The 20,542-nt window shown below is 41.6% G+C and carries 16 protein-coding genes and 1 riboswitch; of the genes, 9 read left to right on the forward strand and 7 right to left on the reverse strand.

The features are described 5' to 3' along the window. The 4 genes from QAI40_RS08575 to QAI40_RS08590 all read right to left on the reverse strand — a co-directional run. A partial coding sequence (locus tag QAI40_RS08575) for an ORF6N domain-containing protein (protein WP_304511558.1) occupies positions 1-171 on the reverse strand: 171 nt, incomplete at its 3' end. Positions 172-302: 131 nt separating this feature from the next. Continuing rightward, the gene (locus QAI40_RS08580; RefSeq protein WP_304511559.1) at positions 303-818 is read right to left on the reverse strand and encodes a tyrosine-type recombinase/integrase; all 516 of its coding nucleotides are present in this window, start codon (positions 816-818) and stop codon (positions 303-305) included. A gap of 10 nt (positions 819-828) precedes the next feature. Next, entirely contained in the window at positions 829-2,049 is a 1,221-nt protein-coding gene (locus QAI40_RS08585) for a type II toxin-antitoxin system HipA family toxin (RefSeq protein WP_304511556.1), read from the reverse strand. 1 nt (position 2,050) lies between these two features. Beyond that, positions 2,051-2,353, reverse strand: a complete 303-nt coding sequence (locus QAI40_RS08590; protein ID WP_299980995.1) for a helix-turn-helix domain-containing protein — start codon at positions 2,351-2,353, stop codon at positions 2,051-2,053. Between the two features lie 123 nt (positions 2,354-2,476). Between QAI40_RS08590 and QAI40_RS08595 the strand changes: the two genes are divergently transcribed. The 3 genes from QAI40_RS08595 to QAI40_RS08605 all read left to right on the forward strand — a co-directional run bounded on the left by QAI40_RS08595 (position 2,477) and on the right by QAI40_RS08605 (position 6,314). After that, the gene (locus QAI40_RS08595) at positions 2,477-3,430 is read left to right on the forward strand and encodes a transposase (RefSeq protein ID WP_304511557.1); all 954 of its coding nucleotides are present in this window, start codon (positions 2,477-2,479) and stop codon (positions 3,428-3,430) included. A gap of 98 nt (positions 3,431-3,528) precedes the next feature. Then, positions 3,529-4,977: a ribosome biogenesis GTPase Der gene (gene der, locus QAI40_RS08600; protein ID WP_299980990.1), complete on the forward strand. Its 1,449-nt coding sequence runs from the start codon at positions 3,529-3,531 to the stop codon at positions 4,975-4,977. 5 nt (positions 4,978-4,982) lie between these two features. Further along, entirely contained in the window at positions 4,983-6,314 is a 1,332-nt protein-coding gene (locus tag QAI40_RS08605) for a replication-associated recombination protein A (protein WP_299980989.1), read from the forward strand. Positions 6,315-6,343: 29 nt separating this feature from the next. On the opposite strand, the gene QAI40_RS08610 is transcribed toward QAI40_RS08605, so the two are convergent. Then, positions 6,344-9,454, reverse strand: coding sequence for a trypsin-like peptidase domain-containing protein (locus QAI40_RS08610; protein WP_299980987.1), 3,111 nt, complete (start codon positions 9,452-9,454; stop codon positions 6,344-6,346). A gap of 213 nt (positions 9,455-9,667) precedes the next feature. Further along, positions 9,668-9,771, forward strand: a riboswitch (TPP riboswitch). 62 nt (positions 9,772-9,833) lie between these two features. On the opposite strand from QAI40_RS08610, the gene QAI40_RS08615 reads away from it, so the two are divergent. The 3 genes from QAI40_RS08615 to QAI40_RS08625 are packed head-to-tail and all read left to right on the forward strand — an operon-like array spanning position 9,834 to position 13,272. Then, positions 9,834-10,910, forward strand: coding sequence for a thiamine ABC transporter substrate-binding protein (locus QAI40_RS08615; RefSeq protein ID WP_299980985.1), 1,077 nt, complete (start codon positions 9,834-9,836; stop codon positions 10,908-10,910). Beyond that, the gene (locus tag QAI40_RS08620) at positions 10,886-12,556 is read left to right on the forward strand and encodes an ABC transporter permease (RefSeq protein ID WP_299980983.1); all 1,671 of its coding nucleotides are present in this window, start codon (positions 10,886-10,888) and stop codon (positions 12,554-12,556) included. Before QAI40_RS08615 ends, QAI40_RS08620 begins: the two co-directional genes overlap by 25 nt. Next, on the forward strand, positions 12,556-13,272 hold the full coding sequence (locus QAI40_RS08625; RefSeq protein ID WP_299980981.1) for an ABC transporter ATP-binding protein: 717 nt from the start codon (positions 12,556-12,558) through the stop codon (positions 13,270-13,272). The genes QAI40_RS08620 and QAI40_RS08625 overlap by 1 nt, the downstream gene beginning before the upstream one ends. A gap of 12 nt (positions 13,273-13,284) precedes the next feature. Here the strand turns inward: QAI40_RS08625 and QAI40_RS08630 are convergent, their stop codons facing one another. After that, entirely contained in the window at positions 13,285-14,781 is a 1,497-nt protein-coding gene (locus QAI40_RS08630) for a hypothetical protein (RefSeq protein ID WP_299980979.1), read from the reverse strand. 211 nt (positions 14,782-14,992) lie between these two features. On the opposite strand from QAI40_RS08630, the gene QAI40_RS08635 reads away from it, so the two are divergent. The 3 genes from QAI40_RS08635 (at position 14,993) to QAI40_RS08645 (ending at position 19,634) form a co-directional block, all read left to right on the forward strand. Beyond that, positions 14,993-15,733, forward strand: a complete 741-nt coding sequence (locus QAI40_RS08635) for an enoyl-CoA hydratase (protein WP_299980977.1) — start codon at positions 14,993-14,995, stop codon at positions 15,731-15,733. 167 nt (positions 15,734-15,900) lie between these two features. After that, positions 15,901-17,070, forward strand: coding sequence for an ABC transporter substrate-binding protein (locus QAI40_RS08640; RefSeq protein ID WP_299980975.1), 1,170 nt, complete (start codon positions 15,901-15,903; stop codon positions 17,068-17,070). Positions 17,071-17,108: 38 nt separating this feature from the next. Next, the gene (locus QAI40_RS08645; protein ID WP_299980973.1) at positions 17,109-19,634 is read left to right on the forward strand and encodes a response regulator; all 2,526 of its coding nucleotides are present in this window, start codon (positions 17,109-17,111) and stop codon (positions 19,632-19,634) included. 118 nt (positions 19,635-19,752) lie between these two features. On the opposite strand, the gene QAI40_RS08650 is transcribed toward QAI40_RS08645, so the two are convergent. Beyond that, the gene (locus QAI40_RS08650) at positions 19,753-20,514 is read right to left on the reverse strand and encodes an NRDE family protein (RefSeq protein ID WP_299980971.1); all 762 of its coding nucleotides are present in this window, start codon (positions 20,512-20,514) and stop codon (positions 19,753-19,755) included. Positions 20,515-20,542 lie beyond the last annotated feature (28 nt).

Consider the following 20,542-nt stretch of genomic DNA (forward strand, 5'->3'; position numbering starts at 1 on the left):
CATGAAATCATCAGGGAAACGTTTTGCCTGCCTTTTTACCGCCTGGTTCAACACCCTGGTTTCAACTTCATAAAGCATTGCAAGGTCTCTATCAAGCATGACCTTTGTTCCCCTGATATGATAAATTCTCGTTGTTATTTGTTCTATTGTGGCAACACTATTTTCAATCATATTGTCTCCAACTTGAGGTGCCAATTTGTGACCTCAAGATTTAAATCGTTTTATTGGAGGTCACAATTTGTGATATCAAGATTAATATTTCTTGATTGGAGGTGGCAATTTGTGACCTCCAATTTATGAATTCATTTTTTGTGTCGGATATTAACAACTTTCTTTTCCTGTTTGGCATCTTTTTGTTGTTTGAAGATATCATCAATCTGACCAGCGCCACTCTTTAAAGCATCATCCCTTAAATGTGCATATCTCTGCGTCATTTTGGGTGATTTATGAGTCATAAGCTTTTGCAATACATACATATTAACTTTGCCGGAAGATGCAAGCATTGAAGCATAAACATGCCTTAAACCATGCATGGGGCGGAAGTCGTCTGGCAAGCCCGCATTCTTTCTTATTCTTCTTCCTGCAACACCGGTTGTGGTTCTCATGCCGCCATCACGCCCGGGGAAAACATAAGGGCTTTTTGACCGGGTGATACTACTTAACAAGTTCCTGGCCATATCGTTTATGGGTATTTTCTGATCCGGCCCGCCTTTGGGATCTGCAAGCAATATAAATCCAGTATCAAGATTTACATTCTTCCATTGAAGCTTGAACATTTCCCCACGCCGCATGCCCGTGTAAAGGGCCATTTTCATCATGTTACCCACGTCAAGGTTCTCCCAAAGAATCAATCCTTCTATTGATACTCCATTCAAGTCGCTGTATTTCAAGTTCAGGGACCTTATATTGTTGAAAGACATTTTTCCAACCAGATACTGCCTTTTGAACAGTATCAATTATCTGACTGGCCGTTTCAATGTTATGGGCGGCAGCCATACTTTGAAGTGTTTTTCTGCCTGGTGGCAGAAAGTCGGCTCCGGACGGGAAAGATAATGAATGCTCTCTTTTTTCGTATATATCCGGCAGCACATCATATACTGGTGACAGGCAGTAGCCGGATTTTTTATGGAGCATACAAAAGTTTTTAAGGTGATCATCCGTATTTCCGATTGCCACATTAAAAATCATCTGGCGGAATAAGAAGGGGACATCAATCGAAGGTTGATAACTATGGGCTTTCACCACATCAAACATATCATTATAACTTAAGAAATAATATCCTTGAGCCTGCAATAAGGTTTGCATACTGATCATATGATATCGACCACCATGACCTGAAATATCGAACCGCCTCACCAATAATGCCCTTTTTTTGCCTATATCCCGGATTTCAAATTCAGGAACAGGCAATCCAGAGCGCTTCGCCAATTCAAGCGTAGCAGCTTCAATAGACTCCACATGAAAGGTATCATTATGCCGGGGGAACTTTGCAATCCAAAGAGATCCCGTCTCTTTTCGGCAAAGGGCTTTTGGTCTTGCACCGCCAGGACTGCTTCCGCTTTGATATAACAATTGCAATTCTTCCTCATCTAAAGGCAATCCTGATTCGTATCGTGAAGTCGCATTCAAAAGGGTTCCCAAATCTTTTATGCCGGCTGAAGGATCTAGTTTAGCAGGTCTATCCTGTTTCGATTCAAAGGACAGGGCTCCTAATCCATTTGACCCCAAAATTTCAAGCAACCTCGGGATGGTCTGTTCGCCCCTTCCAAGCTTTGCTTTTTTAATCAAAAGATTTCTGCCCCAGTCATCGGGCAGAGCATCTTCAAAAACTGCATGCACCCCTTCCGGTCTATTTGTCTGGAATTCTTTTGAGCTTAAAGGCAGATTCACTGGATCTAAAGGGAAAGCAAGCGGGTGTTTAAGATACTCTGGGGCATATCGGAAAGCACCCTGTATGATTCCTCTGGGATCAGGCCGGGTGGTGACAATTTCACCGCAAGACAATGTTTTATTGCTGGGAAGCGTAACGTTGACAAGCAATCGGATCATTCTATTTTTGCCTTCGTACCCGTTGCCGGGTTTTTGTTTTTTCTAAAACCTCATATCTTTCGAACAACGATTCTCTGGGTGCTATCAATTTTTCAAAATCATCCAGTTTGCCAAGCATGGATAAAGCTTTAACCCATGTGCCGATTGATATGGAAGGATTTCCCTGTTCCATTTTGTAAAGGGTTGGAATGGATACCCCGATCCTGAATGCAAACTCTTTTTGTGGATCATTTAATTCTAACCTGGCGCTTTTCAGACGCTGCCCCAGTTTTTTCAAGATTTCATTTTCTTTAACATTAATCATATTTTGTTTTATCGCATGAATTTAACATTAAAGCAAATTATATTTGGGGTCAAAGGGATCGGGGTCAGGCTTCGCTTATTGTGGTTATTGCATTATGGATATATGCATGGTATTTAAATAATTATGTCAAGGAAACCTCGCATACACTACCCTGGAGCAATTTATCACGTAATGCTCAGGGGGAACGCAAAACAGACTATTTTTCATGGGGATGAAGAATACCGGTATTTTGAAGATATCCTGGCCCAGGGATTGGAGCAATACTCGCTTATGCTGTATGCATACTGCTGGATGAAAAATCATGTTCATATGGCGTTGCAGGTCACAGACAAACCACTTTCAAAACTGATGCAAAATATTTCCCAGCGATATACATACTGGCTCAATAAGCGGCATGATCGGGTCGGGCACCTGTTCCAGGGGCGGTACAAAGCCATTCTTGTGGACAAAGATGGTTATTTGTCAGAGCTGATCCGCTATATTCATCTTAACCCGGTACGAGCTAATCTGGTAAGTGATGCCATTGATTATCCTATGAGCAGCCATGCTGCCTATGCCGGGCGTGTGAAATCACCCTGCTGGTTAAGCGTTGATCAGGGTCTGGGACAATTTGGCAAAACCAAATCTTCTGCACAAGCTTCGTATTTGCATTTTATGGGACAAATCACAGAGGAAGAACTTCTGGAGCAGCTCCGCCATGGCACCAAGCAGGGACGGATACTCGGCAATGAAGATTTTATTAAAGTTACACTCAAACAAAACAAAGAAAAGGTTTCAGCACAGATTACAATTGAGCAGATAGTGGATGTAGTGGCACAGGCTTACCAAGTTTCACCTCGGGAAATGACAAGTGCCAGTCGTGCGAGAAATCTGGCAGAAGCAAGAGCAATGACTGCAATGATCGGCATGGATCATTGCGATTATTTGCTGTCAAATTTTGCACTATACTTTAACCGGAATATGCCATCAATGAGCAAGCTGGTCAGGGATGTACGTACCCGCCTTACAAAAAGCCAGTCAATGCATGAGAGAATGGAGCATATCAAAGATCAAATAACCACAATAAGCGAAGCCTGACCCCCTATATATCTTGACCCCCTATATATCTATTTATAAATAATTCAATATATTGTATAAGACAAAAAAGTTTTCGTTTAATTTTCGGAGGTTAAAACATGAAACCGGTTGTGGCCCTTCTGGGCAGACCTAATGTGGGGAAATCCACACTGTTTAACAGGATTATACGCTCAAGACAGGCGCTTGTTGATGATTTTCCGGGTGTGACAAGGGATAGACACTATGCTGATGCACTATGGGATGATATTGAGTTTACCGTGATCGATACGGGTGGGTTTTTAAGTTCGGATGATGATTATTTTGCCTCCCAGATTAAAGAGCAGTTGACAGTTGCAGCTGATCAGGCAGATGTCCTCATATTCATCATGGATGGCCGGGCAGGATTGTCACCCTATGACCGGGAGCTGGCTGATTTTTTACGCAGGATGTCCAAGCCGGTGTTTTATCTGATCAATAAAATAGAAAGCACCAAACAATATGATGAGCTTTCAGAGTTTTATTCATTGGGCATTGATCAGTTTTATAAGATTTCAGCAGAACACGGTATTGGTGTGGGTGATTTTTTAGATGATCTTATGGAAGCTCTGCCGGAATATGAGCAGGACGACGACGACGATGAATCCCTGATTAAAATTGCCATTGTCGGCCGGCCCAATGTGGGGAAATCTTCCCTTGCCAACAGGCTGTTTGGCGAACAGCGCCTGGTGGTCGATGAAAAGGCCGGTACCACACGGGATGCCATAGAACTCAGCGTTGAGCATAGAGGCAGGCAGTTTATCCTTGTGGATACGGCAGGTATCCGGCGTAAGGGCAAGGTCACTCAGAAAATTGAAAAATTTTCCATCCTGAAAGCATTGAAAACTCTTGATGAATGTGATGTGGCGTTAATTTTGATCGATTCGGATGAAGGGATTACAGATCAGGATATTACCATTGCAGGATATGCTGAGGACAGAGGATGTGGCGCCCTGTTCCTGTTAAACAAGTGGGATCTTCTGGATAAAGAACGAAAAAATATTAAAAAATATATGAAAGAATTAAGGGATAAGTCAAAATTTCTGTCCTACGCACCTGCCATGACGGTTTCGGCCCTTACCGGACAGAGATGCCATAAGATTCTGGATGAAGTGGTCAAAATTTATAAAGAATATTGTCACAGAATTAACACTGGTGTTCTGAATCGGATTATCGAGGATGCGGTTTACAGGACAGAGCCCTCTTTGCATAAAGGAAAAAGATTAAAGTTTTTTTACTCCACACAGGTAGCGACAAAACCGCCGTGCTTTGTCTGCTTTGTCAATTTTTCAAAAGCGGTTCATTTTTCCTATAAGCGATACCTGATCAATCAGTTAAGGCAGATGATTCCTTTGGAAAAAACGCCTATTAAACTCTATTTCAGAGAAAAAACAGGCAAGATTAAATTTTCCGGAAATTCAAAAGAAGACCAAAGAATTTTTCAGAAAAAGAAGAGACAGATGACCAAAAAACAAAAGCTGCGCAAAGAACAGAGCCAGAGAAAAAGAAAAAGGGATATGGACAACGCTTAAATAGAATGGATCTTTTTGAATCTCATAAACCCCTGGATAAATCCTTATCCCGTCCTCTGGCTGACAGAATGCGCCCCAGAACTCTTGATGAGCTTGTGGGCCAGGAACATCTGACAGCCAAAGGAAGCCTTCTTCAAAAGGCCATTGAAGACGACAGGGTGTTTTCCATTCTTCTCTGGGGGCCGCCTGGATGCGGCAAGACAACCCTGGCAGGAATTATTGCCAATGAAACAAAATCAGAATTTGTAAAAATATCTGCTGTTCTGTCCGGGGTTAAAGATATCCGTCAGATTATCGAACAGGCCAAAAAAAGCCGGGCGTTGTATCAAAAACGAACCATTCTTTTTGTGGATGAAATCCACAGGTTCAATAAAGCCCAGCAGGACGCCTTTCTCCATCATGTGGAAAAAGGGCTGATTATTCTTGTGGGGGCCACCACGGAAAATCCTTCCTTTGAAGTCATTCCCGCCCTGGTATCCCGATGCAGGGTATTTACCCTTAAAAGTCTTGAAAAAGAAAGCATCTTAATTATTTTAAACCGGGCATTGACAGATCCGGAAAACGGTCTGGATCTTAAGAAAAACAGGCTGTCCCATGATGCATTGGAGCACATGGCAAGGGTGTCTGACGGCGATGCCCGGATTGCTCTGATCAATCTTGAGACGGCAATGCTTCATTTTGCTCAAAAAAAACAGATTAATGTTCAGGATATTGAGACAGCCATCGAAAAAAAATCATTATTATATGATAAGGCGGGCGAGGAACATTTTAATCTGATTTCTGCATTTATTAAGAGCATGCGGGGCAGTGACCCGGATGCAGCGGCTTACTGGCTTGAACGTATGCTCATGGCGGGAGATGATCCGTATTACATGCTCAGAAGAATGATCCGGTTTGCTACAGAAGATATTGGCATGGCTGATCCGGGAGCGCTGACCATGGCCTTGAATGCCAGTGAATCTTTCCGGATTTTAGGCCACCCGGAAGGGGACGCCGTGCTCTTTCAGGCAGCCATCTATCTTGCAACCGCTCCCAAGAGCAATGCAGTTTATACAGCGCATAAACAGGTAAAAAAGACGATTCAAAAAATTGGTTATTCACCGGTTCCGCTTCATATCAGGAATGCCCCGACAAAGTTGATGAAAGATTTGGATTACGGTAAAGGGTACAAGTATGCCCATGATTATAAGGATGCCTATATCCCTCAGTCCTATCTTCCGGACGATCTTGGGCAGCAACGGTTTTATTTTCCAACGGATCGGGGATACGAGAAGACCGTAAAACATCGGATAGAGGCCTGGATAAAATTAAAAAAGAAAATAGATAAACAGCCCTGATATGTATTGACCGGATGCTTTCCAATGAATCAGTTAAGGGACTGCCTGAAATGCATGATTCTGCCAAGGGCCAGATCGTATTCGTTCCAGTCATCAAGATACGAGCTTAAGGCCTCCCTGTAATGGTGGGATGCTTTTTCCCTGTTTTGATCTCCTTCTGCCCACAAGCCCAGCGCCGTGTGCAGGGTAATTAATTTTTCAGGTTTCTTCCCGGAAAGTTTAATCAGCTTACTTTCTTTTATTTTGGAAACAAGGTGTTTGCTGATAATGCTGTACCAGGGGTTATGAATTTCGTTTGAAAATTTCGTTAAGTGTTCCATTGATTCGGATCGTCTTCCCATGATATTCAGCATTTCTCCTTTTAATAATCCCAGACTGAGGCTTAAGGCAGATTCACGGGTGGGTTGCTTAAAATAGGCATCAATAAAGTCAATTGCCTTTTGCCATTCACTGTTCGTGGCATGGTAAAAAGCGATTCTTCCGACAATGGTCCTGTTTTCCGGCGCCAGTTCAAGAAGTTTGATATAGCGTTGGATTTTTTTTTCATGGCTCAATTTGTCCGACTCAAACTCGTTAATCAATGCCGCCATCGTTGCCCTGTGTCCGACTGCCTGCTTTCTGTATTCTCTGGCTTTCTGCCGGAATGCTTCAACATCCTTTTTGTGCGGTTGTTTATCTTCCAGATATGCCGCATGCTCTTCCTGGATACGATTCAGCCTTGAAAAAGAAAGAAAATAAACCCAATTATTGATACCGGCACTTAGAATAGATTGTTTAAACATTTTTCGGGCAGTGTCCAATTCATTATTTTTTTCTGAAATAAGCCCTTCGATAAACAGTCTCCAGCTTTTTTCGTCCCGGTTTTCATATTCAATAAATCCGGGGCTCATTCTTTTTTTATTTTTTAATACTTTTGCAAGATAACCTAAAAATTCATCCCCTTCATACCAGTCCATAGTAAAAAAGCTTTTTGTAAGGCCATTGGTTTTTTCACGGGTTTTTATCCAGTCGATAATATAGAGCATTAGCCTGGATGTTGTGTTTTCCTGTTCGATCAAGGAAATGGTTTTAAAAAAATGCCTGCTCTTATCAAGATTCCCGGTACAATAATTCAGCATTCCTGCTGAAAACAGCAGGACAGGGTCTTTGCTTGTTTTAAGCATGGTTTCACATAGATCGGCAGCTTCCTTGAATTTATTTTCAACCGCAAGGCTGGTAATCTGTTCAAGTTTGGAGTTCAAAGAAAAATCAAGAACCCCATCCCAATGGGGTTGGCCTGTTTTAATCGATTCAATAAACTTTGCCGGTCTTGAAATGGGCAGTATGAGTCCAAAATCTGATAAGGGCGTGGTAACCTTAAAATATTCACTTATCTGATCTGTCACCACTCCGGATGCAATCCCGATGACACGGCCTTTGTCATTGATAGCAGGCCCCCCGCTGTTTCCTTTATAAATCGAGGAGTCCACCTGGATGATTTCTCTGGATGTTCTTCTGACATGCCCCCTGGTAATACTTGTATTAATATGGTCATCCTGAGTACGGTTTCCTAAGGGGAATCCTAAGATTACCACAGGTGAGAGGCGCTGGATATCATCGGAAGCAATTGTTGTTTCAAGGGGTAAAGGTTTCAGGCTGGAAGGCAGCGCATCTATCTTTAAAACCGCAAAATCATTTTTAAACGGAGACTTTATTATTTCGCCGGTTTTTACAGAAGACCTTGGAACCCCGGCGATCCTCAGGTTGCCTTCGCCACCAGTGCTGTATGCGGATGAAAGATAATAAGAATCCGATAATTCCCTGCTGTTTCTTAGTGCCGGCAAACGGTTAAACGCTTTTTCTCCTTCAAACCACAAAAACATCCTGTAATCAAAATTAAAGGTTTTTTTAAAAATGGCATACCGGTTATAAACCTGGAAAAGGGAGATGTCATCAAGCCATGGACAGGCGACATGACGATTGGTTAAAAGATATCCGTTGCTGTCCACCAGAAAGGCCGTGCCCTCCACCTTATTTTTATATATAATTTGTTGGGTATCAGACAGCCAGTATTCCACCAGAAGAAATGCAACAGAACTGGCATAGGATTCAACAAAATTAGAAAGTACCACTTCTTTTTTGTTTTTATCAAAATTGACATACAGCCATGAGATGGCACCAAAGGCAATGATTCCCATAATAATAAAAATCAGCAGGACCACCACCTTTTTAAACCACCGTAATTCTTTGAGCAGCCCGGTTTTTTTTATATATGATGATGGCTTCCGGTCTGAATAAGGCAGCCGGTCTAAAATACGTGATAATGCAGACACCACTTTGCCCATGGTTTGAGGACGCAGGTCCGGGTCGTCCGACAGCATGATTTTGATCAGGACAGCAAGTTCAGGGTCAAGGCCTTTCAGTTCATCAACCTTTGAGGAAAAGTCTTTCAGGTTGTGGTCTGCGGTTAAAAGTTCAATAAATATTTTTCCAAGAGACCAGATACCGCTTTTAAAATCAATGGCCCTCTGGTTGATGATGTCAGGATGGCATTCAAGCAGTTTTTGCAGCATGGGACCATGGTGGGTTGCCCTTGCATTCAGAAACCTGGAAAGCTTATAGTTGATTTTTATATGGAGATTTTTTGCTTTTTCTTTGGGGATCAGGATATCATCAAGAATCAGGTAGGGCATAAAATGATCAGCTTTATGTAACATATCAAGTACGGATGCGATATTGTGAAAAAGGGTGACCACCCGGCGCTGGTCATTCAACAGATCCGACATAAAGATAGACCCCCAATCGCTTGCATCGACCCATTCACTGACCCTGTACCAGAGCCCTTTACTGCTTTTTTTGATGGCATAATGCTGAACAAAATGCTCGGAAGGCAGTTTGTTCAGCTCCTTAAGCTCTGCCATGAGCCGATGGGCAATGCGGGTATCTACGCCGGATGTTTCTGTGAATAATCTGATGGATACCGGCTTTTCATCCTGGCTTTTTACGGCTTTGCAAACAAGGGAGGAGCGGCCTTCATGAATGATAGCCAAAATCCTGTAGTCATCAATATATTTTATACCGCCTACAATATGGCTGCCGCAGGCCGGGCACATTGTAATTTTTTGAGAGAGAATTTGTCCGCATGATTTACATTGTTTCATAATTGGAACTCTTTATCGATTTTTTAAGTTTGCATGAAGGGTAATTGCAAACTTGAGTTAGCCATCATAAAGATGCGGTATTTTTCTATTTATAATAGGGTGGTTACCAAAGATAGTCAAGAAAAAGGCAAGGTTAGAAAGAGCCAGAGATCTGGCGGATCAAATTTATTTCTTGACAGTCTGTGAGAATCGTTCTATTCAGTATTAAGAAAAAAATATTTGTGCGGGAGCATGATTGTCATGCTGAGAGGGGTTTGCCCGACCGTTCATAACCTGATCCGGATAATGCCGGCGGAGGGAACGAATTTATTATTAACCACCCTCTGACGATCAGATGTTTTCGTTCAGAAGATGGTTTTTTTATTTTGGAGATGAGACAATGAAGCCAAAGATTTTTTTGATTATAGTATGCTTAGTACTGATCAGCCTTTTTGCCTGCTCAAAAGAAGACCAAGATCAGGATGAAGCACAAACGACAATAACTGAGACTCAAACTGTAACTATTATGACCCATGACAGTTTCAGTGTCAGCAAAGAGGTTGTCTCAAAGTTTGAAGCCAGGTTTCATGCAAAAATTATCATTCTGAAATCGGGAGACGCGGGAGAAGCGCTTAACAAGGCGATTTTATCGAAGAACAATCCCCTTGCAGACATTTTTTACGGGGTGGACAATACGTTTTTAAGCCGGGCACTGGATGCCCAAATATTTGTCCCTTACGCACCTTTGCACCTGGATGCGGTTGATCCGGTATTGAGGCTGGACGCCTCAAACAGGCTTGTTCCGGTGGATTTTGGAGATGTCTGTTTAAATTATGATATTAAGTGGTTTAAGGAGAAGAATAAAGTGCCTCCCGCCATGCTGGAAGATTTAATTAAACCTGCATATAAAGGGTTAACCGTTGTTGAAAATCCTGCAACATCTTCTCCGGGACTGGCGTTTTTGCTGGCAACCATCAGCCGGTTCGGTCAGGACGGGTATATTGATTACTGGCAAAAACTTAAAGCCAATGAGGTTCTTGTGACCAATGGCTGGAAAGAAGCCTATTGGGGAAAATTTACTGCAGCATCGGATGGGGATAAACCCATTGTAGTCAGTTATGCATCAAGCCCGGCTGCTGAAGTCTTTTTTTCAGAAACAAAAATTGATGAAGCCCCTACAGGCATAGTGATTGAAAACGGATCTGCATTCAGACAGATTGAGTTTGCAGGGATTTTAAAAGGGACTTCCAACATGGAACTTGCAAAAAAAACCATGGACTTTATCCTGTCAAAAGATTTCCAGGAAGATATACCCTTGCAGATGTTTGTCTTTCCGGCAAACAAAACTGCCGAACTGCCGGATGTATTTAAAAAACATGCCGGTATAACAAAGGAACCGGCATTTTTGGATCCCCAATTAATCGACACCAAAAGGGATGTCTGGATCAGGGAATGGACAGAAGAAGTACTCCAATAAAAAAAAGGTTGCATATTCACCCCTATGCTCTGGCCGGCCTGGTTCCGGCCTGCTTTTTCCTGCTTTTTTATTTTTATCCCTTGTCCGGGATTTTTTTGAAAAGCTTTTTCCAAAAAGGAAAGATAGATCTCTTTTTTCTGGATCAGGTCTTCGCCTCATCAAGGATGCTAAAAATCATTTGGTTTACCTTATGGCAGGCAGGGCTTTCAACTTTATTAACTCTTATTTGCGCGCTGCCCTGCGCCTTTGTCCTGTCCCATTATGCATTTAAAGGGAAAAAAATAATTAAAATTCTGGCTTCAATTCCATTTGTCCTCCCTGCAATTGTTGTGGCGACAGCACTTCAGGCTTGCTTTGGGAAAAATGGAATTTTTTTTGGGTTAAAGCTTGAACATCCGCTGGCATTAATCCTTCTGGCCCATGTCTTTTATAATTTTTCGGTGATGCTAAGGATTATTACAGGGTTCTGGTCTTCTCTCCAGGGTCGGATCAGAGAAGCTGCCATGGTGCTGGGGGCCAGTCCTGTACAGGTATTTTTAACCATTACCCTGCCGTTATTAAAACCCGCCATATTTGCAGCGTCAACTCTGGTGTTTATTTTTTGTTTTTCCAGCTTTGGGATTATTCTGATTCTCGGGGGGCCTGGATTTTCTACGATTGAAGCAGAAATATACAGACAGGCCGCACATTTGTTTAACCTTCCCTTGGCATCTTTTCTGTCTTTAATTCAAATCGGGTTTACCTTTGCCTTGATGTGGATCTATACCTCGTTTACAAAAAGAGCCGCCAGATTTTCTCCTGATGCTGAACAGGCGAATCTTAGAAAACCGGTTCACCTGTGGGAAAAAATGATCATTGCAAGTGTTATCATTTTTATCATCCTGTTGTGTGTTGTCCCGTTACTGGCACTTGTGATGAAGTCGTTGATCCATAACAATCAATTGTCATTTATTTTTTATAAAGCGCTGTTTGAGAATACGTCAGACTCCATATTCTATATCCCGCCGGTTCATGCCATCAAATATTCTTTTCTGTTTGCAGGATCAGCCTTGGTGATCGCCGTTATCACGGGCGTGTGTGCTGCATTTTTTATCCGGTTCTGTGACCGGAAGATAGACAATAGATTGACATCATTTTTTGATCCCATTTTCATGCTGCCCTTATCCACTTCTGCTGTTACATTAGGGTTTGGGATTATTATAACCCTTGATAAACCGCCATTAAATTTAAGAACTTCCATTTTTTTAATTCCCATTGCCCATGCCCTGGTCGGGTTCCCATTTGTCTTAAGATCAATCCTGCCGGCGTTAAGGTCGATTCCTGAACAGCTTACTGATGCTGCATCCATGCTGGGGGCATCCCCCTTGAAAATATTTAAGGCGATTGATCTGCCGCTTATTTCAAAGGCTCTTGTGGCCGGTGCAATCTTTGCGTTTACCATCAGCCTGGGGGAGTTCGGGGCAACTATTTTTACTGCAAGGCCTGAAACACCCACCATTCCGGTTGCTATTTACAGATTTCTGGGTCAGCCGGGAGCCATGAATTATGGACAGGCCATGGCCATTTCAACCATATTAATGATAGTGACGGCAATCGGTTTTGTTTTGATTGAAAATTTTAGAATAGGAAAATCAGAAGGATTCTAATGGAAAACGAACTTGTCCTTGAATATATCAATAAAAAATTTGATGATGGAAGTCTTATTCTGAAAGACATTAATTTAAGATTACAGCCGGGTACGAAACTGTCTGTCCTTGGCCCATCCGGAAGTGGAAAAACCACATTATTGAGACTCATCGCCGGGCTGGAAAATCCAGATTCAGGCACTATTCTGTTTAACGGACAGCCAATGAATGACTGCCCTGCCCATAAAAGAAATTTTGGTATGATGTTTCAGGAATTTGCCCTGTTTCCCCATCTGAATGTGTTTAATAATATTGCTTTTGGCCTGAAAATGAAAGGCATGGATAAAGCAGGAATAGCATCACGGGTCAAAGAGATGCTTTCGCTGACAGGCCTTGAAGGCTTTGGAACTCGACATATCGATGATCTCTCCGGCGGTGAACGCCAGAGGGTGGCCTTGGCCAGAACACTGGCTCCCCAGCCAGGCTTGCTGATGTTGGACGAACCCTTAAGCTCCCTTGACAGGATATTAAGAAAACGTCTTTTAAAAGAACTGACAGATATTATTTCAGAGCTCAACATCACAACGATTTTTGTCACCCATGACCATGAAGAAGCTTTTGCCGCAGGCGATATGATTATTATCATGAAGCAAGGGGAAATTGAGCAGAAAGGCACACCTGATGAACTTGTCCAAACCCCGAAAAATGAATGGGTTAAAGAATTTTTAGGACTTTAGAATCGGAAATTATTATGCCAAATCGGCAATATTCATATTTATGGAAGAATCAAAGCGAATATTTACTTTTTGTCCAACCCTGTTTTTTAATGTGAGCTGTTTAAAGATATCCGGATGGTTTTGTGTTCTGGCGATAAATCTGAAATTGTCCCGGGTTTTTCCATAAAGCACAGCATAAGAGGGCCTCTGATCCAATGAATAGATAATAGTATAGGTTTCAATGGTTCCAGGACCGTTGACCTGATGTTTGATTATTATTGGATCATCTCCGGTAAAACAATCTTTCTGATCTGTTACATCATGGTCTTTGAATTCACCCTTTGAAGGCTCAGACCCATAGACGCCGGCCGCATGTTTATGCATAAACCAGCCAAGGGCCGTGACAAGGCCGTTTGATTTTTCTCCAATGGAAATCTTTTCAGCAAGGGTTGCCACCCCGTGGAGGCTGTAATTATTACCAGGTCCTCCAAAAAAGCTAAGTCCTCCGGTCAGGGTGAGTGATCTGGGGTCGTCCTCTTTTATCCCGATCATTTTTTTTGCTATGGAAACAGCACAGGGAAAACATGAATAAAGATCAAAACAATCCAGGCTTTCCAAGGGCACGCAGGATCTTGCCAATGCTTTTTCAACAGCGACTTTTAAAGGCGGGCTTGATGTGAAGTCAGATTTTTCAATCATAAAGCGCTGCCGGTCTTGAGCATACCCTCCGCCAAGGAAATAGACGATTTGCCGCCCCTTTTGGGAATATTTTTTAGCTGTCTCTTCTGACATTAATATTATTGCCGCACCCTGATCAACAGTAACAAATGAATTCATGAACTTGGTATAGGGGAAGGCAACGGGCCTGTTGGTCGGGCCGGGTGTGATGATTTCTCCGGGGGATTTCATGGATTTCGTCCAGGCATAGGGATGATCCACAGCCGTCTTGCTGAATTCAGACCACATCTTTCCGATTTTCATCAGGTAAGGTTGCAGATCCAGGCCGGATGCGGCCCATAGTGCAGTCTCAAAAAGCGGGAACCCCTGTATGGGATGTTCAATACCATGTTGATTTTCCAAAGGGGTAGAACCGATAAGATCATCTCCGGTATAATCTTCTGGTATGCCCCTGAACAAGGCGTTTTCAACTCTTTTTGAATTTTTATCTCTTTGAACGTAGGCTTCAGCGCCCACAACAAGAACAGAATCCAGTTCATTGCGGGCAATCATGCCGGCAGCGATGTTGATCATCGTCTGGGGAGAGTTACCGCCAATCCCGGAAACATGGGTGAATTTTGGTGCTGCACCCAATTTTTGGGCAAGCTGTCTGGCAGGCGATGTGTAGTAGTGGCTTAATGTCCGGACGACCATGATTCCGTCCAGATCAGTCAGAACCTTCCCTGACTCCATCCTTTCAGCGGCTCTTTGGGATGCTTTGCTCATCAATCCCATGGGATCCTGCGGCGTTCTATTCAATTCTTTCGGCTGAGTGATCTGGCCCCATCCCGCAACAGCAACTCTTCGTTCCATAGCAAAAGAAATCCTTATTCAAAATCAGGTTTGTACAAGTGTTGCGTAAAATATATGATTTGTCAACTTTAATGGATACCACCATTCTTTGTGTTGTTATGATCACCTTTTTTTGATATTTGCTCTGATATAAATAATATTAGCCCGTTTTGTTGACTAATAATTGTTATACGGAAAATAAAAATTCAAACCGCAGAAGGAAACAGGGAATATGGGAAAACCGGTATTGTTTGAAACTAAAGAAGGAATAGCGATGATTACTTTGAATCGACCGGAGAAGCGTAACGCCATTAACCGGGAACTTCTAATACATCTTTATAATTACCTTGATGAGGTCTCAAGCAATGATAAGATCCGGGTTGCTATCATCACCGGAAACGGCAAATCATTTTGTGCGGGGCTTGATCTGTCTGTGATTGAAACAGAGAATCTTTTTGATCCCCGCGGCGATGGAAAAGACTTGCCCGATGTCATCGAAGATTGTAAAAAACCCATAATCGGAGCTATCAACGGTCATGCCATCACAGGCGGTTTTGAGATAGCCTTGAACTGTGATTTTCTTATTGCTTCGGAACGCGCTTCTTTTGCTGATACTCATGCAAAAGTGGGGATTCATCCGGGTTGGGGTATGACCCAACTTCTACAGCAGGCAGTGGGTCAGCGAATGGCCAAACAGCTGTCTTTTACCTGTCAATTTATTGGGACTGAAAAGGCCATGCAATGCGGTCTTGTAAATGAGGTGGTTCCTCATGAGGAACTTATACCCCGCGCTAAACAGATATCAACAGAAATCTGCGCTGTAAATCAGGAGATGCTGGGAGTTGTAAAAGACTTGATCAAGTATAAAAATCGTGTCACCCTGCAGGAAGCTTTTGCTCACGAACGTGAAGGATTCAGGACGTTTGCAAGAAAGTTCTTAAAGCATAGCAAAGCATTCCAAAAAAAAGTGTGAAAGCTGCCCTGCATTGCACCCCAATAGCATCCCAAGCCATTCTTCCGCAATACACATTATATAACCACCTTGTGTTGAAAAATTATTTATTAATCATAGCCAAAGTTAAATCACAATGGTATTGATTGCAATATAGAACGAACTGAAAAAATGTAAAAGGTCTTACTATGAAGGGTTGTAATAGAATCAGTGCCATTGTTTTCTTATTTATTTTCTTGATTTTTTCATCTGTACTTGCAGCAGACAAGATGGATTTATCTATTAAACCCCAAAAAAATAATCACCTGAAATGGAGAATTGGTTATTATGAAGGTGGAGAATTTCTTCATTATCAGCTCAATTTTATGGCGACAGTTAAAGGATTAATGACATATGGTTGGATTGAACCCATTGATATTCCAGATCAGAAAGGTGAGCAAACCATTGAATTATGGAAGTGGTTGGTTAAGAATGTTAAAAGCGATTATATTGAATTTGTTAAGGATGCCCATTATACAGCAAATTGGGATGATTCTCTGATCGAAAAGGTTGTTGCAACAATCATTAATCGACTGAATACAAAAAAAGATATCGATCTTATGATTGCAGCAGGTACGACAGCAGGCCGAGGTTTATCTAACAACAAACATCATACTCCGACTATTGTAATATCCTCATCAGATCCGATAGGCGCTGGAATAGTAAAAAGTGCTGAAAATTCAGGATATGAGCATGTTTTGGCCCGTGTTGACCCATTTCGATATGAGCGGCAAATCCGTATTTTCCATGAAATCATCGGATTTAAAAAATTAGGGGTGGCATATTCAGATACGCCTAATGGAAGAACCTATGCAGCAATCAGCGATATCGAAAAAATCTCAAAAGAGTACGGATTTGAAATTGTCCGTTGTTACACCCAGGATGAAATTATGGATGTAAAAGTCTGTGAAGAGAGTGTTAAAAATTGTTTTCGTGAATTAAGCAATAAAACAGATGCCATCTATGTGACGGCACAAAATGGTGTCAACCCAAACAGTATCCCGGATTTGGTTGATATTGTAAACAAGGCACAAATTCCGACCTTTTCCCAATCAAGTTCCACCGAAGTGAAAGCCGGTTTTTTAATGAGTATTTCCCAGGCTACTTGGAAATATGCAGGTGACTTTTACGCAAAAACAATTGCCAAGACGTTTAATGGAGCAAAAATTGGGCAATTAGAACAAGTATTTGAAGACCCGACAAAAATGACCATTAATCTGGAAAGTGCAAAAAAAATCAGTTTTCGATTTCCCCTTGATATTCTTGCTGGCGCCTTTGAGATATATGAAACGATTGAAGAACCTGAAAACCAGCAATGAATCATCTAAGATAGGGTTTTCATACCTGGGAAGCGTATATGTTCAAGACTATAAGATCAAAAATAATCCTGCTTGTTGTCGGGCTTATGGTTGCCACCTCAATATCGTTTATATTTATTACGACAACGCATTATCAAGCCCAAATCAGTTCACAGCAATATAATTTAACCAAAGAGACGTTGGCATCGACAATTCGAATCATTGACAATGAGTTTAATGATATCCTGTCTTATGAAATCGATACCATAAAGAATCAACGGTCCGTTATGAAGAATATCGGTACCAGCCTCCTGTCCATGGTCGATTCGTTTCATGATCTGCATAAATCCGGAATATTAACCGAGCGGCTGGCAAAAGAAAAATGTCTGGACAGGATTGATACGTACCGTTATCAGGAAGACCACTATTCCTTTGTTTATGACTTAGGCTTGAACGGTATATCCCATCCCAACAAAGAGATGGTGGGTAAAAAATGGACCGGATTTGAAGACCTCAAGAAAAAAGATGCGTTAAAGCTGATTCGAGACGTTATTAAAAATGAAAAAAAAGTATTTACCGTTTTTATGTGGCCGAGGCTTGAGGATATGAGGTTGGTAAAACATATGGGATTCTTTCTGTATTTCCCCCAGTGGGAATGGATTATCGGGGTAGCTCATGAGATGGTTGACATAGAAAAAAATTCTTTGACAAAAGAGAAATCAGCCCTTGTAAAATTGAGCAGGGTAATCAGCCAAACCAATTTGAATAAAATCGGTGGCATCCTTATTTTTGATGACAATGGAACGATTATCCTCAACACGTCCAAGCTAAAGGATATTGATTTTGGCAAGGTTGTGGTTTCGATTCGCAACAACACAAAAACACAATCGGGGAAAACCTTAAATAATTTTGGAGAACTTGTCGAATATAGATATACCAACAATCACCAAAAAGAATTAAAACAGACCGCCTATGCTTATTCTTATAAACACGTTAACTGGAATGTAGCCGCTTTTTTTGATTGGACTGAATTTAAAAAACTCAGTATTGTCATTGCTACCAGACAATTCCTCCTTTTATTCCTTGTTTCGATTACAGGTATTGCGGTTGCTGTTTTTATCAGTAGAAAGATCGCATTTTCTATCTCCAGATTAGCTGAATACGCAAGGCAATTGCCAACCTACAACTTTGGGATGGACCAAAACCCGAAATTAGACTACATCACATCACATAACCGAGATGAGGACATCAAGGAACTGGTAAATGCCTTTTCATTCATGGAATTCCAACTTGGCAAATATATTCGCGAATTGGAAAGCCATAAGAAGAACCTTGAAGAATTGGTGAATATCAGAACCAACGAATTACTCGAACTGAATGAAGAGCTTGTAATCAAAACAGAAGCAGCTGAAGCCGCAACCAAAACCAAATCCGAATTTCTGGCAAACATGAGCCATGAAATACGGACGCCTTTAAATGCATTGCTCGGATTCAGCGAATTATTGTCCATTGAGCTGAATGATCCTAGACAGAAAAACTATATTGATGCAATGAAAACTGCCGGGAAAAGCCTTCTTATATTAATAAACGATATTCTTGATCTTTCAAAAATGGAAGCCTATAAAATGGTCTTCAAATATGAACCGGTGAACCTTAAAATTTTATTTACGGAAATCGAGTATGTTTTTAAAGACAAAATTACCAACAAGGGCATTCGGTTCGTGGTGGATCTGGCAGAGGACCTGCCGATTCACCTGATTCTTGATGAAACCAGAATTAGGCAAATCCTTTTAAACCTTGTGGGCAATGCAGCCAAATTTACTGAAAAAGGATTGATCAAACTGACTGCCCAAAAACAGGCGACCCGGAACTTGGACACGATAGACCTGATCATCAAGGTTGAGGATACAGGTCTCGGGATTGAAGGAAAGGAAGTAAATTTAATATTTGAATTATTTAAACAGTCTGATGGACAAATAAGCAAGAAGTATGGCGGGACAGGGCTTGGGCTTGCAATTTGTAAAAGGCTTACCGAGGCAATGGGCGGGCAGATCAGTGTTATAAGTAAAAAAGGGGTTGGAAGCACATTTATAATCAACTTAAAAAATGTAAAGACTTCATCAGATGAAGTAGTAATTGTGGAAGAACAGAGGTCTACAAGCGAAAACGGTTCGCCTTATTTTGAAAAAAAGAGGATACTGATTGTCGATGATAATGAGTCCAATCGTTTCATGCTAAAGGAACTTTTAAGCAAATTCAACCAAGATGTTCTTGAAGCCTACAATGGTAACGAAGCACTTTTAATGGTAAGAGAAAATACACCGGATATCATTATTATGGATATCAGGATGCCGGTGATGGATGGGAACCAGGCCACTAAGGTACTCAAGTCAGATCCTAACACAAAACACATCCCAATTATTGCGTTTACAGGCGATATGGTGGCAAAGACAAAAACAGGTGCTTTAAAAAAGGGATATGATGGATATCTCACCAAACCTGTTAAAATTCAGGAATTGACAAATGAATTATCTAAATACATAAGGGTGGCAACCCCTGATAGAGAGAAGACTAAACAGGATTAAACGTCAGACGCTCTCGTGGCGGAGGACGTTTTGCATCCTGTCGAACTTATATTAATTTTAAAAAAGGATATTCTTCCTTGAATAGCTGATCCGAAAATTTGAAAATCCGCTCAAAGTTTCAGGAAGTAATGGAAAACTGCCTGTCTGAATATTTTGAGTTGTTTTTAAGGTCATAGGTTCGTTCCGTGATTTCGATATGGCCATTTTTATCCATCAGCATCACAGTGGATGACCTTGTGCCGTAAATGTCATTTTGGATAAACAAGGGGGACAGGATTCTTTCCCATTCAAGTCCTACACCGGTATGGGGAAGCAGGCTGTCATCAGGGATGGATTGATCCGTGAGTATGGGAAAAAGGGACTCAGACGAGATATTTTCATTGATAGCCTGTTCTAATGCTTTTTTCCCGGATGTCACCTTGGGCCAGGATGTGTCCAAAAATCGGTTGGAAACTCCGTGGATGCCCGGGTTTATTTTCTCAATCCGGTTTTTCAGGTTGGAGAACCAGAAGAGATCCTCTTTGTTGCCAAAAAGCAGATTAAATCCATTGTATGAATCTGCCTTTTTTTTGAACGCATTAAAATGGGTTTCAGAAGATTCACTGGATTCAAGAAAATCAATAATAATTTCACCCCTTGAGGGAGCATTTTGTTTGATTGAGGCAGGGTCCCGGTAATTTGTAAGGGCTGCAAATTTGCCATTTTTATGAACCCCGAACCAGGTGCCTCCCTGGTCGAGATCTTTTCCGGCAAGAATGGAGGGATTGTCCTGCCAGAAGCCCATCCGGGCAGTGGGCCTCTGATAAAATTCATCCCTGTTGGCAGCAAGAATTAAAGGATATTTCCTTGAAACTTTATATCCAAAGAGGATTAAACACATGCATATTTCCTTGTTTTTTATTTGTCTC

The organism is Desulfobacula sp., assembly GCF_030611305.1.
Classification (GTDB): domain Bacteria; phylum Desulfobacterota; class Desulfobacteria; order Desulfobacterales; family Desulfobacteraceae; genus Desulfobacula.

What these genes read in the sequence shown, in the direction of transcription:
- QAI40_RS08580 (WP_304511559.1), bottom strand. Translation starts at nt 818, where the DNA reads ATGATGAAAATGGCCCTTTACACGGGCATGCGGCGTGGGGAAATGTTC.
- QAI40_RS08585 (WP_304511556.1), bottom strand. Translation starts at nt 2,049, where the DNA reads ATGATCCGATTGCTTGTCAACGTTACGCTTCCCAGCAATAAAACATTG.
- QAI40_RS08590 (WP_299980995.1), bottom strand. Translation starts at nt 2,353, where the DNA reads ATGATTAATGTTAAAGAAAATGAAATCTTGAAAAAACTGGGGCAGCGT.
- QAI40_RS08595 (WP_304511557.1), top strand. Translation starts at nt 2,477, where the DNA reads ATGTCAAGGAAACCTCGCATACACTACCCTGGAGCAATTTATCACGTA.
- der (WP_299980990.1), top strand. Translation starts at nt 3,529, where the DNA reads ATGAAACCGGTTGTGGCCCTTCTGGGCAGACCTAATGTGGGGAAATCC.
- QAI40_RS08605 (WP_299980989.1), top strand. Translation starts at nt 4,983, where the DNA reads ATGGATCTTTTTGAATCTCATAAACCCCTGGATAAATCCTTATCCCGT.
- QAI40_RS08610 (WP_299980987.1), bottom strand. Translation starts at nt 9,454, where the DNA reads ATGAAACAATGTAAATCATGCGGACAAATTCTCTCTCAAAAAATTACA.
- QAI40_RS08615 (WP_299980985.1), top strand. Translation starts at nt 9,834, where the DNA reads ATGAAGCCAAAGATTTTTTTGATTATAGTATGCTTAGTACTGATCAGC.
- QAI40_RS08620 (WP_299980983.1), top strand. Translation starts at nt 10,886, where the DNA reads ATGGACAGAAGAAGTACTCCAATAAAAAAAAGGTTGCATATTCACCCC.
- QAI40_RS08625 (WP_299980981.1), top strand. Translation starts at nt 12,556, where the DNA reads ATGGAAAACGAACTTGTCCTTGAATATATCAATAAAAAATTTGATGAT.
- QAI40_RS08630 (WP_299980979.1), bottom strand. Translation starts at nt 14,781, where the DNA reads ATGGAACGAAGAGTTGCTGTTGCGGGATGGGGCCAGATCACTCAGCCG.
- QAI40_RS08635 (WP_299980977.1), top strand. Translation starts at nt 14,993, where the DNA reads ATGGGAAAACCGGTATTGTTTGAAACTAAAGAAGGAATAGCGATGATT.
- QAI40_RS08640 (WP_299980975.1), top strand. Translation starts at nt 15,901, where the DNA reads ATGAAGGGTTGTAATAGAATCAGTGCCATTGTTTTCTTATTTATTTTC.
- QAI40_RS08645 (WP_299980973.1), top strand. Translation starts at nt 17,109, where the DNA reads ATGTTCAAGACTATAAGATCAAAAATAATCCTGCTTGTTGTCGGGCTT.
- QAI40_RS08650 (WP_299980971.1), bottom strand. Translation starts at nt 20,514, where the DNA reads ATGTGTTTAATCCTCTTTGGATATAAAGTTTCAAGGAAATATCCTTTA.